Raw genomic sequence first — 15,834 nt, 5'->3', positions numbered from 1 at the left:
CGTCGCAGCACACTGTTACCAAATCCGAAATGATCCATGTCACTTAAAGTGCTGTTTCAAAACGTATCAGGGCCTTATCATTTCCACATAAAGGGCTGAAACGATTCATTCTCCCTTAAATCTGAAGTGCAAGCCCTGCCTCTGAAGACAGCGCTACCCACAGCCACAGCCATACCTATAAAGACTCGCATCTCGACTTATGTCCACACTCCTGAATATGCGCAAACACAGCGCGCTGCTTCCTGTTGCCGGGCAAAAAGCCCTGGCATTGATCGGCGGTATCACCGCTCTGGGCCTGGCTACTTGCGTGCAGGCAGCACCCGCCTTTGACTCCGACTCCAAGTGGATGCTCGGCGATTGGGGCGGCACCCGCAGCGAACTGGAAAAACAGGGCTATGCCTTCTCTCTCGACTACGTGGGCGAAGTGGGCTCGAACCTGCATGGCGGCTACGATCATGACCGCACGGCGCGTTACAGCGACCAGTTCGGCCTGGGCACACACCTGGACCTGCAGAAGATCCTGGGCTGGGACGACGCCGAGTTTCAACTGACGATTACCCATCGCAGCGGTAACAACATCAGCAACGATCGCATCAACGATCCACGCGTGGGCGGTTTCACCTCGGCCCAGGAAGTCTGGGGTCGCGGTCAAACCACTCGCCTGACGCAGATGTGGTACCAGCAGAAGTTCTTTGATCAGAAGCTCGACATCAAGGTCGGCCGCTTTGGTCAGGGCGAAGACTTCAACAGCTTCCCGTGCGACTTCCAGAACCTGGCGTTCTGCGGCTCGCAGGTGGGTAACTGGGCTGGCAGCATTTGGTACAACTGGCCCGTCAGCCAGTGGGCACTGCGGGTCAAATATCACCTGACGCCGGAGCTGTACGCACAGGTCGGCGCCTATGAGCAAAACCCGTCGAACCTGGATCGCGGCAACGGATTCAAACTCAGCGGGAGTGGTACTCAAGGCGCAGTGCTGCCGATTGAACTGGTGTGGACGCCAAAAATTAATGGCCTGCCAGGGGAATATCGAGCGGGTTACTACTACAGTAATGCCAAAGCAACAGATGCTTACAAAGATTCCAACGGCCAGCCTGCCGCCTTGACGGGTGAAGCGTATCGCAGCAGTTCGAGCAAACATGGGATGTGGCTGGGTGTGCAACAGCAGCTCACTACCCGCGCCAGCGATCAGTCGAGGGGCTTGAGTGTGTTCGCCAATGCCACCCTGCACGACAAGAAAACCAACGCCGTGGACAACTATGTTCAGGCGGGCGTCGTCTACAAAGGCGTATTCGATGCGCGGCCCAAGGATGACATCGGCTTTGCCATGGCACGGGTTCACGTCAACCCGGCTTATCGCAAGAACGCCCAGGCCACCAATCAGGCCCGCGCCATCTACGATTTCGACAATCCCGATTACCTGCCGCCTCAGGACACTGAATACAGCGCCGAACTGTACTACGGCGTGCACGTAACTCATTGGCTGACCATTCGACCGAACCTGCAATACATCCGCCACCCGGGTGGCGTCAGCCAGCTGGATGACGCGCTGATTGGCGGTCTGAAAATTCAAAGTTCGTTCTGACGAGCGGACTGCAACGGCAACCTTGAAGGTTGCGATCAACAACCTATTTAGCTGATTCACTCCCGCGTCGGTTCGTCCCTTGAAGACACGCCCTCGCTGGAACACCTCTAACGTAACGGAGAACCACACTATGAGCACTGATGGTGCTTTCAGTCGAAGCCGCCTGCTACCGAGCCTTCTCGGTATCTTGCTGCTGCTAATGGGCCTGGCCATGTTGGCCGGGGGTATCAAACTGGTCACGCTGGGCGGGTCGTGGTACTACCTGCTGGCCGGTATCGGTTTTGGCTTGTCGGGCGCGCTGCTGATTGCCGGGCGCCGTGCGGCACTGACCCTGTACGCGCTGGTATTGTTCGCCAGCACCGTATGGGCACTGATGGAAGTCGGCCTGGACTGGTGGCAATTGGTCCCACGTCTGGCCGTATGGTTCGCCATCGGTATCGTGCTGCTGCTGCCATGGTTCCGTCGTCCGGTACTGCGCGGCCAGTCCGCACCTGTTGCTACCGGCGCGCTGAGCGTTGCAGTGGTATTGGCAGGCCTGGCTGCACTGGCCAGCCAGTTCACCAGTCCCGGTGAAGTCAAAGGTCAACTGGACCGTGAAGCCGTTCCAGGCATGACCAACACTGCACCGGCCATGCCGGATGGTGACTGGCAGTCTTACGGTCGTACCGCCTATGGTGACCGTTACTCGCCGCTGAAAGAAATCACCCCGCAAAATGCCCACAAGCTGGTTCCAGCCTGGACATTCCGCACCGGTGACATTCCAGGTGAAGGCGATCCCGGTGAAACAACTGCCGAGAACACCCCGCTGAAAGTCAACGGCATGCTGTATGTGTGTACTCCGCACAGCCAGGTGATTGCCCTTGATCCGGACACCGGCAAGGAAATCTGGCGCTACGACCCGAAGATCAGCACTCAGAACGCTGAAAACTTCAAAGGCTGGGCACACATGACCTGCCGCGGCGTGACTTATCACGACGAAAACGCCTACGCCAAAGTCAGCACTGAGCAAAGCCCTGCCGAGCCTGCTGCTGCTACTTCGAGCAACTCGTGCCCACGTCGCCTGTTCCTGCCGACTGCGGACACCCGCCTGATCGCACTGAATGCCGACACCGGTAAAGTGTGTGAAGACTTCGGTGTGAACGGTTCGGTCGATCTGCGTCACAACATCGGTAATTTTGCACCCGGTGGCTACTACTCCACTTCGCCACCTGCCGTGACCAAAGATCTGGTTGTGATTGGCGGCCACGTGACCGACAACATCTCCACTGACGAGCCATCTGGCGTAATCCGTGCGTACGACGTACGTACCGGCAAGCTGGTCTGGAACTGGGACAGCGGCAACCCGGAAAAAACCACACCGATTGCTGAAGGCGAAACCTACACCCGCAACTCGCCTAACATGTGGTCGATGTTCGCTGTCGACGAAGACCTCGGCATGCTGTACCTGCCGATGGGCAACCAGACGCCAGACCAATACGGCGGCGACCGCACCGAAGATTCCGAGCGCTATGCTGCTGGCATAACTGCCCTGGACATCAACACCGGTAAAGTCCGCTGGTATCGTCCGCTCACTCACCATGACCTGTGGGACATGGACGTGGGTGGTCAACCGACTCTGATGGACCTTAAAACCGCTGATGGCGTGAAACCGGCTCTGCTGGCTTCCACCAAGCAAGGCAGCATCTACGTTCTTGACCGTCGCACTGGCGAAGCCATTGTGCCGATCAACGAAATCCCTGCCCCGGGCGGCGCTGTAGAAGGCGACCACACTGCACCGACTCAGCCTCGTTCGGACCTGAACATGATCCCGCCGGTCCTGACCGAGCGTGACATGTGGGGTGTGACCCCGTTTGACCAGATGCTGTGCCGGATCCAGTTCAAATCCCTGCGTTACGACGGCATGTACACCCCGCCATCGCTGCAAGGTTCGATTGTTTATCCAGGCAACTTCGGCGTGTTCGACTGGGGCGGCATCTCGGTTGACCCGGTTCGCCAGATCGCATTCCTGAACCCGAGCTACATGGCGTTCACCTCCAAGCTGGTACCGCAGGCCGACGTGGCTGCAATGGGCCCGCGCAAAGGCGAAACTTCCGGCGTTCAACCGAACAAAGGTTCGCCTTACGGCGTGATCCTGGAGCCCCTGCTGTCGCCACTCGGCCTGCCTTGCCAGGCACCGGCGTGGGGTTATGTTGCTGCGGTCGACCTGACCAACAACAACCTGATCTGGAAACACAAGAACGGCACCGTGCGTGACAGCTCGCCGGTTCCGATCCCGCTGTCGATGGGCGTTCCAAGCCTGGGTGGCACATTCACCACCGCGGGTGGCGTGGCCTTCCTGAGCGGTACCCTTGACCAGTACCTGCGTGCTTACGATGTAAGCAACGGCAAGCTACTGTGGGAAGGTCGCCTGCCTGCTGGCGGCCAGACCACACCAATGACCTACACCGGCAAGGACGGCACCCAATACGTGCTGGTCATGGCGGGCGGTCATGGCGGCCTGGGCACCAAGAAAGGTGACTATGTCATGGCGTTTAAACTGGCTGAGTAAGTTTTTCAGCGGGTTTTGAGAAAGGCGGCTATCGAGAGATAGCCGCCTTTTTTTGTGGGTAGATTTATACCCTGCATGCCGGACAGACATGATGCCTGTGATTTAAAACATTCTCTCAGAACAAAAATAAACCACCCACCAACAACCTTATGCAAAGTTTAACCTCGTAGGCTGCTTCTCCATAATGAACAGCAACCTCTTACAATAAAAGTTCCTCCCTCCCACAGACACACTGATTACCAAAAGTAAAAATAGCCCCTTGGATAAAGCATCTATAACCCAAGGAGTAAGAAAATGCTCAACGAACACGTTCAAAAAAACAAATTCAGCAACTACAAAAAAATGATATCCACTGCAGATGCACACTGGAAAATTGCTGAACTGGAGAAAATCTCAAACCTTGACGTTACAATAGAAAGCACCAACTATTTAAAAGATCAACACAACCGACTTTTCCATCATTTCTGTACCACTTCTTACCTTGGGCTTGACTACCACCCCGCATTATTGAAAGGTGCTATCGACGCGTTGACAAGCACCGGATCCTTGCGCATTCCGAACTCTAAAAACCGCTGCAAGCTCAATATTCTTGAACTGTATGAGCAGGAGCTTTCAGCTCTCTTTTCCGCACACTGTCTGACAACACTTTCTTGCAGCGCAGCAAGCGCAGGCGTGCTCCCCTTGCTGGCATCTGGCACGTTCACCAACAATACTGCTCCGCTCATGTGCTTTGACAAAAGCGCTCACTACTCAATGAACCATTTAAAAGCAGCATGCGCAGATGAAACAGAAATTCTGACTTGCCCACATAACGACATGAATTATTTAGAGGACGTGTGCAAAAAAAACCGACTCGTCGCCTACATTGCCGATGGTGTCTACAGCATGGGCGGCGTCGCAAATATTGAAGAAATACAATACCTGAAAGACCGGTACGGCATGTTCATTTACATGGATGACTCTCACTCGTTATCGACGACAGGTAGACTCGGTGTAGGCCATGTAAGATCCAACCTGACTACATTGGACGACCAATCAATAATTGTTGCATCCCTCGCAAAGTCTTTTGGTGCCAGCGGGGGTGTCGTGATATTCGGAAATATTGAACACAAACAAAAAACCCTACGCTACGGCGGTCCCAGTAATTGGTCACAAAGTTTAAACAGTGCGGCCATTGGAGCTGGTCGAGCATCAATTCTGCTGCACCAAACTGATGAATTGAACCTCCTGCAGAACAAATTACACACGAACATACAACTGTTCGACAGCCTGATTAAAACAAAACAACAAGGAAGCTTCACAGCCATTCGACTTATTCACTGTGGCGAGGCCGAAGTAGCGACTCAAGCAGCCTCCTATCTTGCTGATCATGGATTTTTTACGGCTGCCGTATTTTTCCCGGTTGTAGCCAAACATCAGTCTGCTATACGAATAACATTGCGTGCAGATATGAACGCTGAATTGATAATAAAATTTTGCAACTTAATACAGGGATACTGGCAAGCCAACACCTTGCCTGGTCCGATTTAACCCACCCACACTAGAGTTCACCACTCTTCAACACCTTCAGCCGCCATCGACTTCATTACGAGTGATACTGATGCCTCATTCACACATGCGCTTATTAACCGTAATAGCCTGCATGGCGGTGTTCCTGGCGCAACTGGGCATGATGATGTACTTGCCCGCGCTCCCGTCTATTGCCCAATCACTGAGCGCCACTCAAAGCCTGACGTCTTTGTCGTTGCCTGTGTATCTGGGGGGCATGGCCGTTCCGATGCTGCTATGGGGCAAGTGGGGGGCCACATGGGGGATCAAACCGGTCTTGATAGGGTCGTTATTGATGTTCAGCTTGGGTAGCGCCCTGCTGGCCGTGTGTGAACAGATCGAGACGTTTATGTCCCTGCGTTTCGTGCAAGGGCTCGGTGCCAGCGGGATGTCGGTAATGGCTCGTTCCCTGGTGGCGCAACACTTCAAGGGAGATCAACTCGCCAAAGTACTTTCCTGGTTATCCATAGCGTTTGTTGTCTCACTGGGGATTGGGCAATACGCAGGGGCGATATTAATGAGCACTTTTGGCTGGCCCGTTATTTTCTGGTGCCTGACCCTTGCAGCCACCCTTCTCGCTGGACTTGTTCATTGTGGGTTATCGAATGTTCGACAGACACCTTACGCAGCCGTTTGCTGGGGACATTACCTGACAATCGTTCGTCATGCGCCCTTCCTGCGCTGCGCATTGATTGGAGGGCTGGGTTACGCAATCATCATTGGTTTCAACACTGCTGCCCCATCCATTTTCCAAACTACTTACAGGTGGTCGGCCAGCGATTACGGCGTATTGGGTTGGGCCATGAGCCTGGCTTACTTGCTGGGGTCATTGACCGTCAATCGCCATGTATTAATCCGCGGGCAATCGCAGTTAAGTGCCATCGCTACCGGCCTTATGGTTGTTGCCAGTCTCGTGATGTTACTGGCCGTGATTACCAGCCCAACGTGTGCAGCACTACTCTGGTTGCCGTACTGTTTAATCGTTTTCTGCCAAGCCATCAGCTACCCCATCAGCTTGTCTCAAGCCAGTGATCACTCCCCTGTCAGCGGACCGTATTCAATGGCGCTGTGCGGCTTCATACATCAGTTGGTAGCTGCCTTCGCAGGAGTGACTGTCAGTTTGCTAAATGTTCAAAACCCACTTTATCTAGCCGCCATCTGCCTGCTGCTGGCCGCTGGGGTACGGGGGCTCAGCGCCTTCAACCCGAGCGAACGAAGGGCTAATCATAGATCACGCTGACTCCCTAAAACGGATCGAGAGTTTCTTGGATGCTTCACGAAAATGAAGGCGAAGCGTCGTACGAAATGACTGATGTCCAAGGCCTGAGTAAAACGTGTAACCGCTGCCGCAGGCTGCGATAAGGGCCGAAGGACCTTCAAACAGGGTCGCTACGCAACCCGTCGCAGCCTCGCTTCGCTCCTCAGCGGCTACAAGCCAATTGACCATGAAAATCTGTTCACCATTGAAACCACTTGCACCGCGCCCCATCTAACACCCATACCCAATTGCGCAGGTGCCCCATGAGCGACCAGCAAGAATTTCCGGATAACACCACTGAGTACACCGATGTAGAACACTCCGAATCCGAACACCAACCCCACTCTGGCGGGACTGAGCTGGCGTTGCCTGAGCAAAACCTGCCGGACAAGGTGTACATCATCCCGATCCACAATCGCCCGTTCTTCCCGGCACAAGTTCTGCCGGTCATCGTTAATGAAGAGCCTTGGGCCGAAACCCTCGAATTGGTCAGCAAGTCGCCTCATCATTCTCTGGCGCTGTTTTTCGTCGATACGCCGCCTGAGGATCCTCGACATTTCGACACCAAAAGCCTTCCGGAATACGGGACGCTGGTGAAGGTTCATCACGCCAGCCGCGAAAACGGCAAGTTGCAATTCGTGGCCCAGGGCCTGACCCGCGTGCGCATCAGTACATGGCTCAAACATCACCGTCCGCCGTATCTGGTGGAGGTCGAATACCCGCAACAGCCCAAAGTCCCCTCCGACGAGGTCAAGGCTTACGGCATGGCACTGATCAATGCGATCAAAGAACTGTTGCCCCTCAACCCGCTGTACAGCGAAGAGCTGAAAAACTACCTCAACCGCTTCAGCCCCAACGATCCGTCGCCGCTCACCGACTTCGCGGCGGCACTGACCTCCGCCACGGGCAACGAGCTGCAGCAAGTACTCGATTGCGTGCCCATGCTCAAACGCATGGAGAAAGTACTGCCCATGCTGCGCAAGGAAGTCGAAGTCGCGCGGCTGCAAAAAGAGATTTCTGCCGAAGTTAACCTCAAGATCGGCGAACATCAGCGCGAATTCTTCCTTAAAGAACAGCTCAAGGTGATCCAGCAGGAGTTGGGGCTGACCAAAGATGATCGCAGCGCCGATATCGAGCAATTCAAACAGCGACTTGAAGGCAAGACACTGCCAGCCCAGGCGCAAAAACGCATCGATGAAGAACTCAACAAGCTGTCGATCCTGGAAACCGGGTCGCCGGAATACGCTGTCACCCGCAACTACCTGGACTGGGCATCGTCAGTACCGTGGGGCGTGTTCGGCCAGGACAAGCTCGACCTCAAGCACGCACGCAAAGTGCTTGATGCCCACCATGCCGGCCTGGATGACATTAAAAACCGGATTCTCGAATTCCTCGCGGTAGGCGCTTACAAAGGCTCGGTGAGCGGCTCGATTGTGTTGCTGGTGGGCCCGCCGGGCGTGGGTAAAACCAGTGTCGGCAAGTCGATTGCAGAATCCCTGGGCCGACCGTTCTACCGCTTCAGCGTCGGCGGCATGCGTGATGAGGCCGAGATCAAGGGCCATCGCCGCACCTACATTGGCGCCCAGCCGGGCAAGCTGGTGCAGGCGCTCAAGGATGTGGAGGTAATGAACCCGGTCATCATGCTCGACGAGATCGACAAGATGGGGCAGAGCTTCCAGGGCGACCCGGCGTCTGCCTTGCTCGAAACCCTGGACCCTGAACAGAACGTCGATTTCCTCGATCATTACCTGGATCTGCGTCTGGACCTGTCCAAAGTGCTGTTTGTCTGTACTGCCAACACCCTGGACTCGATCCCTGGCCCCTTGCTCGACCGCATGGAAGTCATTCGCCTCTCGGGTTACATCACTGAAGAAAAGGTCGCGATCGCCAAGCGTCACCTGTGGCCAAAACAGCTGGAGAAGGCAGGCGTGTCCAAAAACAGCCTGAGCATCAGCGACAGCGCCCTGCGCGCAGTGATCGACGGTTATGCCCGCGAAGCCGGGGTGCGCCAGCTTGAAAAACAACTGGGCAAACTGGTGCGCAAGGCCGTGGTCAAGTTGCTGGAAGATCCGAACGCAGTGATCAAGATCGGTCCCAAGGACCTCGAAGCATCACTGGGCATGCCGGTGTTCCGTAACGAGCAAGTGATCAGCGGAACCGGCGTGATCACAGGCCTGGCCTGGACCAGCATGGGTGGCGCGACATTGCCCATTGAGGCAACACGCATACACACCCTCAATCGCGGCTTCAAGCTGACCGGGCAACTGGGCGAGGTAATGAAAGAGTCTGCCGAAATCGCCTACAGCTATATCAGCTCCAACCTGAAACAGTTTGGCGGAGACCCCAAGTTTTTCGATGAGGCATTTGTGCATTTGCACGTGCCTGAAGGCGCCACGCCAAAAGACGGCCCAAGTGCAGGTGTAACCATGGCCAGCGCCCTGCTGTCACTGGCGCGCAATCAGCCACCGAAAAAAGGCATCGCCATGACCGGCGAGTTGACCCTGACCGGGCATGTTTTGCCGATCGGCGGTGTACGTGAAAAAGTAATTGCGGCGCGCAGACAAAAAATCAACGAACTGATCCTGCCCGAACCGAACCGCGGTCACTTCGAAGAACTGCCTGATTACTTGAAAGAAGGGATTACCGTGCACTTCGCCAAACGCTTTACCGATGTCGCCAAAGTGTTGTTTTAAAGACTGTTTTTGTAGCTGACTGACTTGGGTGGGAGCGGGCTTGCTCGCGATGCAGGCAGCACGGTTTGTCAGGCAAACCGGGCTATGACCATCGCGAGCAAGCCCGCTCCCACATTTTTTGGCCTGCAACAGGTCGGTGAGATCTATTCTAGACACGTCTACTGTCACTTCTGACAGTAGACACCTGTACATTTTCCATCGTTAATAGAGCCCAATCTCACAAAAATAATGCTGGTATCGACTATGCCACTTCATCATCCCGTGTATGAGAACCCGGATGTCCTCAGGCTGAAAGAACCAGGGCAAAAGGTTTTCAATCCTAGAACCCGAGGTGAGCTCAAGGCTGAGCTGCTCGACCGCCCGGCTTTTACTGCCCAGGAAATGACATTTGCCAGCAGCCAAAAGAAAATTGTCATCACGGGTGAGTTCGATGACTTCGGTTCAACCCGCTATCGCGCTGTTACCCTGACCCTGGACATCAATATCCAGTCAGGCATTTATCTGTTCAAAAGAGACGAGCACGGCCCCATCAAATCGATGACCTACATCGAATGCATTGAGGTCGATGGGCACCCTGTTTATCACTTGAACCAGGCTGACGTAGGGTCCTTGCACCTGAGTGTGGTCGAGAGTTGCTACAGCGCACGGCTGTTCACAATGGAAGGCCTGGACCACAACGGCAACAGCCTCGAAATGTGTGGCGATTTCACCATCAGCCCGCCCCACGCCAGTCTCTGATCGGCAGCCGACAAATGGCGCAGCCCCTATCATGGGTTATGCTGAGCCACTGTGTTTGTCTGACCGGAGCCTTCAATGCTTTATGCACGCCTTATCCCTGTGCTTGGCCTCAGCCTGCTGGCGGCCTGCGCTCAACAGCCTGCACACAACGTAACCGTCGAAGAACAAAGTGACTGCCCCCAGCAACTGCACGTAGGGCAGCATCTGATTGTCTCGCTACCCAGCAATCCCACCACCGGTTACCGCTGGGCCATTCAGGACTCCGCGGGCGGCGTACTGCGTAGCCTGGGCCCGGAGGTCTATACCAGCAGTGACAATGGCCAGTTACTGGGCAGCGGCGGGCTATCGACCTGGCGCTTCCAGGTGTTTGCCCCAGGCAGCGGGCGTCTGCGCCTGACCTCGCAGCAACCTTGGGAACCCGAAGCCGAGCCCGCACAGGTATTCGATTGCGCAATCACGGTGAATTGATATGGGGTGGCTGATTCTGGCGGTGATCGCCGCGGGCACTTACCTCTTCGGTTTGAGCACGCAGGCCACGCTACTGTGCTTGCTGAGCAAACCGGTGCCCGTGCTGATGCTCCTCGGCTGGCTCCAGGATGCCCCGGCCAGCCCCTTTCGTCGCTGGATCAGTATCGGCCTGCTGTTTTCCCTGTTGGGTGACATTCTGCTGGCATGGCCTAAAGACCTTTTTGTATTTGGCCTTGGCGCATTTCTGCTCGCCCATCTGGCCTACCTCAAGGCCTACCTGGTGGATTGCCGTCGCCCGGCCTGGCTGCCTTTGGGGCTGTCGCTGCTTGCCGGCGGCAGTTTATTGAGCGTGATGGCCTCAAGCGGCCTTGGCGACTTGCTGATCCCGGTGAGCGTCTACGCCCTGGCCATCAGCGCCATGTTGTGGCGTGCCCTCGCCCGCCTTGGCACCTGCGTACCCACGCGTTCGGCCTGGCTGGCAGCCGCAGGCGCGGTGGCGTTCGTGGTCTCGGACAGCCTGATCGGAATCGACCGTTTCGTGCATCCTTTCAGCGCAGCGCCCTACCTGATCATTCTCACTTACTGGCTCGGCCAGTGGGGTATTGGCGCCTCGGTGTTTTCTCAGAGCAGACGCTGAACGGTTTATCAGACAGAGCGCGCATCCCGGCGCTAACTTGGCTAAAATGCCGCCCCTTTAAAATTTCCCATCGCCGGAACCGCCGTGAGCAAAGAACCCGACCGTATTTTCGCCCAGCCCCTGGCCCAGGTGCCGGACTTCGCCTTCAACGAAGACGTGGTGCGGGTGTTCCCGGACATGATCAAGCGCTCGGTGCCCGGCTACCCGACCATTGTCGAAAACCTCGGCGTACTCGCGGCACAGTTTGCCCAGCCCAACAGCGTCCTGTACGACTTGGGCAGCTCGCTGGGTGCAGTGACCCAGGCGCTGCGCCGACATGTGCGTACTGAAGGGTGCAAGGTCATTGCAGTAGACAACTCGGCGGCGATGGTCGAGCGCTGTCGCGAATACCTCAACGGGCAGAACTCGATGTTCCAGGAGTTGTTGCCGGTTGACGTGATCGAGGGCGACATACTGGCCCTGGAGTTTGAGCCCGCGTCAGTGGTTGCGCTGAACTTCACCCTGCAATTTATAGCCCCGGATGAGCGTCTGGCACTGCTTGGGCGGATTCGACAGTCGTTGCTGCCCGGCGGCGCCTTGATCCTCTCGGAAAAACTGCGCTTCAGTGATCCCCAAGAGCACGCGCTGCTGACCGACCTGCACGTTGCCTTCAAACGCGCCAATGGCTACAGCGATCTGGAGATTGCGCAAAAGCGCAGCGCCATCGAAAACGTCATGAAGCCCGACAGCCTCGAAGAACACCGCGAACGCCTGCTGGCCGCCGGGTTCTCGAAAGTCGTGCCGTGGTTCCAGTGTCTTAACTTTGCCTCGTTGATTGCCTTGCCATGATTGATCTGTCCCCACTAGCCCGGCGTCTGGCCGGCACTCCACTGGCTGAATGGGCCAACACCCTGCAGGCCCAGCTCGACGTCAAAATGGAGAAAGGCCACGGCGATCTGGAGCGCTGGCAAAGCGCGCTGGATGCGTTGCCCAACGTCAAACCGAGCACAATCGATCTGCTCAATGGCCTGACCCTGGACACCGAGTGCGACGACGAAACCCGTGTGCAGATGCGCAAGGCACTCATGGGCCTGTCGCCGTGGCGCAAAGGCCCGTTCGACCTGTTTGGGGTGCACGTTGATACCGAATGGCACTCGGACTGGAAATGGTCACGAGTGGCACCGCACATCGACCTTAAGCACAAGCGCATCCTCGATGTGGGCTGCGGCAATGGTTACTACATGTGGCGCATGCTTGGCGCCGGTGCTCATAGCGTGATCGGGGTGGACCCCAACTGGCTGTTCTTCTGCCAGTTCCAGGCCGTGCAACGGTTCTTGCAGCAAGAAGCCGCGTGGCACCTGCCCTTCCCGTTCGAAGACCTGCCGGCCAACCTGGAAGGCTTCGACACCGTGTTTTCCATGGGTGTGTTCTACCACCGTCGCTCACCCATCGAGCATTTGCTGGCCTTGAAAGACTGCCTGGTCAAAGGCGGCGAACTGGTGCTGGAAACCCTGGTGATTGAAGGTGATGTGAATCAGGTGCTGGTGCCGGAAGACCGCTACGCACAGATGCGCAACGTGTGGTTTCTGCCTTCGATCCCGGCACTTGAACGCTGGTTGCGCCGCGCGGGTTTCAGCGACGTGCGCTGTGTGGACGTCAGCGTCACCACGGTCGAAGAACAGCGCGCAACCGAGTGGATGAAATTCCAGTCACTGAGCGACTACCTTGACCCCAACGACCACAGCAAAACCATCGAAGGCCTGCCGGCACCGATGCGGGCGGTGATAGTCGCGAGGAAGTAAGCAATACCGGTACCTCCCCCCTCCCCTGTGGGAAGGCATCACCGCGATCGTTCGGATAAACCGCGTTGCCTGCATCGCGAGCAGGCTCGCTCCCACAATAATCCCTGCAAGTTCGACTCTTCAGGGCGCCAAAGTTGAAGTGGGAGCGAGCCCGCTCGCGAAGGGATCACCGCGATCATTCGGATAAACCGCGTCGTCTGCATCGCGAGCAGGCTCGCTCCCACAATAATCCCTGCAAGGCTCGAGTTCTGCGGGTGAAGTTGAAGTAGCTGCCCGGCAGCGGCTACAACGTCGGTTTGGCTCGTCTGGCCTTGAAGAACTCGCTCAGAACCGCCCCGCACTCTTCAGCCAGCACCCCGCCTTCGAACAGGACACGGTGATTGAGAAAGCCCTGGGTGAAAAACTGACCCTGACTTTGCACAATCCCGGCCTTGGGCTCCAGCGCGCCGTAAACCACCCGCGCCACCCTGGAATGAACGATCAGCCCTGCGCACATGCTGCACGGTTCCAACGTGACGTAGAGCGTGCTGCCCGGTAACCGATAGTTGCTGACTGCTGTCGCCGCCGCGCGGATGGCAACCATCTCGGCATGGGCGCTGGGGTCGCTGCCGCTGATCGGGCAATTGAAGCCGCGACCGATGATCTCACCGTTCTGCACCACAACCGCGCCCACCGGCACTTCACCCAGCGCTGCACCCTGAGCCGCCAGGGCCAGCGCTTCGCGCATAAAGTCTTGATCGCGGCTGCGGTCGATGATCTGGGGTTGACGCCCTTGTCGCATCAGGAAACCTCAATAGCGGCCATCAGGCCGGTTTCCATGTGGTCAATCACATGGCAGTGGAACATCCACACGCCGGGATTATCCGCCACCAGCGCCACCCGGGCACGCTCGTTTTTGCCCAACAGGTAAGTGTCGGTGAAGTACGGAATGATCTTTTTGCGGTTGGACGCCAGCACCTTGAAGCTCATGCCGTGCAAATGGATCGGGTGCTGGTACTGGGTCATGTTCTTGAGCTCAAAAATGTAGCTCTGGCCCAATTTGAGCTTGGCAATGGGGCGGTCAGCGCAGGTCTTGTCCTTGATGTCCCAGGCAATGCCATTGATCTGCCACAAGCTTGGCGGCTGATCAGGGCCAAGATCCTCGGACACCGAACCGACCCACTCAAAGTTGAAGTTGATCTTCTCGGCGCTGGCAACGTCGGGCTCGGCAATCGGGTTGGCAGGCAATGCAGGCGGCCATTCGCTCGGCGCATCATTGCCGGCTACCGAGCGCAAGGTGCCCAAGCGTACCGGACCGTCACGCAAGGACAGCTCCTCCCCCACAGCCGGAGCCTTGATCGCCAGGCAAATGCGCATGCCCGGCCCCAGCCAGTAATCCTTGCCCAACGGCCTCGGCTCGATGGGGTTGCCGTCCAGCGCGTAGATCCTGGCTTCCACGCCGGGGATATTCAGGCGATAGGTCAGCGTGTTGTCGAGATTGAGGATCCGCACCCGGGTGATCTGCCCGGCTGGCAACTCAATGGTCGGCACATGGCTGCCGTTGATCGTCGACAGTCGACCGGCTGTACCGCCACGCGCCGCTTCGCGGGTGATGCTGAACGGCAAGAAGCCACCCTCTTCATCCACATGCCAGTTTTTGATGCTCAGGGTACGTTCGTGCTTGAAACCGGTAGGCTCGCGCTCTTCAACGATCAGCGGCCCGACCAGGCCACGCCCCAGCTCTTCACTGCTGTTGACGTGCGGGTGATACCAAAAGCTGCCCGCATCCGGCACGCGGAATTTGTAATCGAAATATTCACCGGGCAGTACCGGCAATTGCGAGACATAGGGTACGCCGTCCATTTCCAGCGGCAGGCGGATGCCATGCCAATGAATGGTGGTCGCGACCGGCAGGTGGTTGATAAAGCGCACCCGCAGCCACTCCCCCTGACGCACACGCAGCTCGGTACCGGGCGCCGAAGGGCCAAAGGCCCAGGCCTGGGTCTGATGACCCGGCACCAGTTCGACATCCAGTGGAGCGGAAATCAGCTCGTAATCGTGACCTGCATTTTCTGCGGCCACCTTGCCCAGCCAGTAACGCGAAGCGCCTCCTGCGCCAACACCCACCACTACCAGGCCGGCCAAACCACCGAGTATTTGTCGACGGGTAAAGGACATGGATTCAACTACCTCTCGTAGCCAGCGCGGACGTGACGCCCGCAAAAGGCGAATACGATACACCTGCAATTGCGAAACAGTAAGGGCGGGGTGGCGAAGGGTCACAGTTGGCAGGCAAACACACACCCTGTGGGAGCGGGCCCCGGGTTTACAACCCCACCACCAAATGCACCACACCACCCGACAGAGTCATGACGCCCGGCACACCCGCCTTGCGTAGCGCCTGCGGGTCCATGCGGGTGACATCCTCAAGCTCGACGCGGATACGGGTCAACGCCACGCGCTGCTCGGACTTGACGTTGCTGGCGCCCCCCAGGGCCGCCAATACAGGGTCGTCCAGTGTCGTTGCCGCTCTGGCGGGCTCATCCGCCACAAGGTCCGGGGTCAGTGCCTTCCAGAATGCCTGATGCCATTTATCGAACAT

13 protein-coding genes are annotated in these 15,834 nt (G+C 57.0%); 10 read left to right on the top strand and 3 right to left on the bottom strand.

Translation table 11 applies throughout. The features are described 5' to 3' along the window. Window positions 1-217: 217 nt before the first annotated feature. From RGV06_RS19215 to cmoB, 10 genes are all read left to right on the top strand, one after another. Window positions 218-1,582 (top strand): carbohydrate porin, encoded by a 1,365-nt coding sequence (locus RGV06_RS19215; protein WP_322151927.1) that lies wholly within the window; start codon window positions 218-220, stop codon window positions 1,580-1,582. A 130-nt stretch (window positions 1,583-1,712) separates the two neighbouring features. Beyond that, window positions 1,713-4,130, top strand: a complete 2,418-nt coding sequence (locus tag RGV06_RS19210) for a glucose/quinate/shikimate family membrane-bound PQQ-dependent dehydrogenase (RefSeq protein WP_322150907.1) — start codon at window positions 1,713-1,715, stop codon at window positions 4,128-4,130. Window positions 4,131-4,424: 294 nt separating this feature from the next. Beyond that, window positions 4,425-5,660, top strand: coding sequence for an aminotransferase class I/II-fold pyridoxal phosphate-dependent enzyme (locus RGV06_RS19205; protein ID WP_019823605.1), 1,236 nt, complete (start codon window positions 4,425-4,427; stop codon window positions 5,658-5,660). Window positions 5,661-5,730: 70 nt separating this feature from the next. After that, complete coding sequence (locus RGV06_RS19200) at window positions 5,731-6,918, top strand: MFS transporter (protein WP_322150904.1); 1,188 nt, start codon at window positions 5,731-5,733, stop codon at window positions 6,916-6,918. A 281-nt stretch (window positions 6,919-7,199) separates the two neighbouring features. Next, a complete protein-coding gene (gene lon / locus RGV06_RS19195; protein ID WP_019823608.1) occupies window positions 7,200-9,629 on the top strand; it encodes an endopeptidase La in 2,430 nt (809 codons plus the stop codon). A 243-nt stretch (window positions 9,630-9,872) separates the two neighbouring features. After that, window positions 9,873-10,367: a hypothetical protein gene (locus RGV06_RS19190; protein WP_322150903.1), complete on the top strand. Its 495-nt coding sequence runs from the start codon at window positions 9,873-9,875 to the stop codon at window positions 10,365-10,367. A 75-nt stretch (window positions 10,368-10,442) separates the two neighbouring features. Next, on the top strand, window positions 10,443-10,835 hold the full coding sequence (locus RGV06_RS19185; protein WP_019823610.1) for a protease inhibitor I42 family protein: 393 nt from the start codon (window positions 10,443-10,445) through the stop codon (window positions 10,833-10,835). A gap of 1 nt (window position 10,836) precedes the next feature. Further along, a complete protein-coding gene (locus tag RGV06_RS19180; RefSeq protein ID WP_198820838.1) occupies window positions 10,837-11,472 on the top strand; it encodes a lysoplasmalogenase in 636 nt (211 codons plus the stop codon). 84 nt (window positions 11,473-11,556) lie between these two features. Beyond that, a complete protein-coding gene (cmoA, locus tag RGV06_RS19175) occupies window positions 11,557-12,300 on the top strand; it encodes a carboxy-S-adenosyl-L-methionine synthase CmoA (RefSeq protein ID WP_019823612.1) in 744 nt (247 codons plus the stop codon). Then, window positions 12,297-13,253: a tRNA 5-methoxyuridine(34)/uridine 5-oxyacetic acid(34) synthase CmoB gene (gene cmoB, locus RGV06_RS19170; protein ID WP_322150900.1), complete on the top strand. Its 957-nt coding sequence runs from the start codon at window positions 12,297-12,299 to the stop codon at window positions 13,251-13,253. The genes cmoA and cmoB overlap by 4 nt, the downstream gene beginning before the upstream one ends. A gap of 283 nt (window positions 13,254-13,536) precedes the next feature. On the opposite strand, the gene tadA is transcribed toward cmoB, so the two are convergent. From tadA to RGV06_RS19155, 3 genes are all read right to left on the bottom strand, one after another. Next, a complete protein-coding gene (gene tadA, locus RGV06_RS19165; protein WP_019823615.1) occupies window positions 13,537-14,034 on the bottom strand; it encodes a tRNA adenosine(34) deaminase TadA in 498 nt (165 codons plus the stop codon). Continuing rightward, window positions 14,034-15,410, bottom strand: coding sequence for a multicopper oxidase family protein (locus RGV06_RS19160; RefSeq protein WP_322150897.1), 1,377 nt, complete (start codon window positions 15,408-15,410; stop codon window positions 14,034-14,036). The genes tadA and RGV06_RS19160 overlap by 1 nt, the downstream gene beginning before the upstream one ends. A gap of 148 nt (window positions 15,411-15,558) precedes the next feature. After that, window positions 15,559-15,834, bottom strand: coding sequence for a PTS transporter subunit EIIB (locus tag RGV06_RS19155; RefSeq protein ID WP_019823617.1), 276 nt, complete (start codon window positions 15,832-15,834; stop codon window positions 15,559-15,561).

The sequence above is a fragment of the Pseudomonas sp. CCI3.1 genome (genome assembly GCF_034313985.1).
In the GTDB taxonomy this organism is placed as follows: Bacteria; Pseudomonadota; Gammaproteobacteria; order Pseudomonadales; family Pseudomonadaceae; genus Aquipseudomonas; species Aquipseudomonas psychrophila.
Note: the sequence above shows the minus strand (reverse complement) of the source record. Positions and strands in the feature narration are given on the sequence as shown.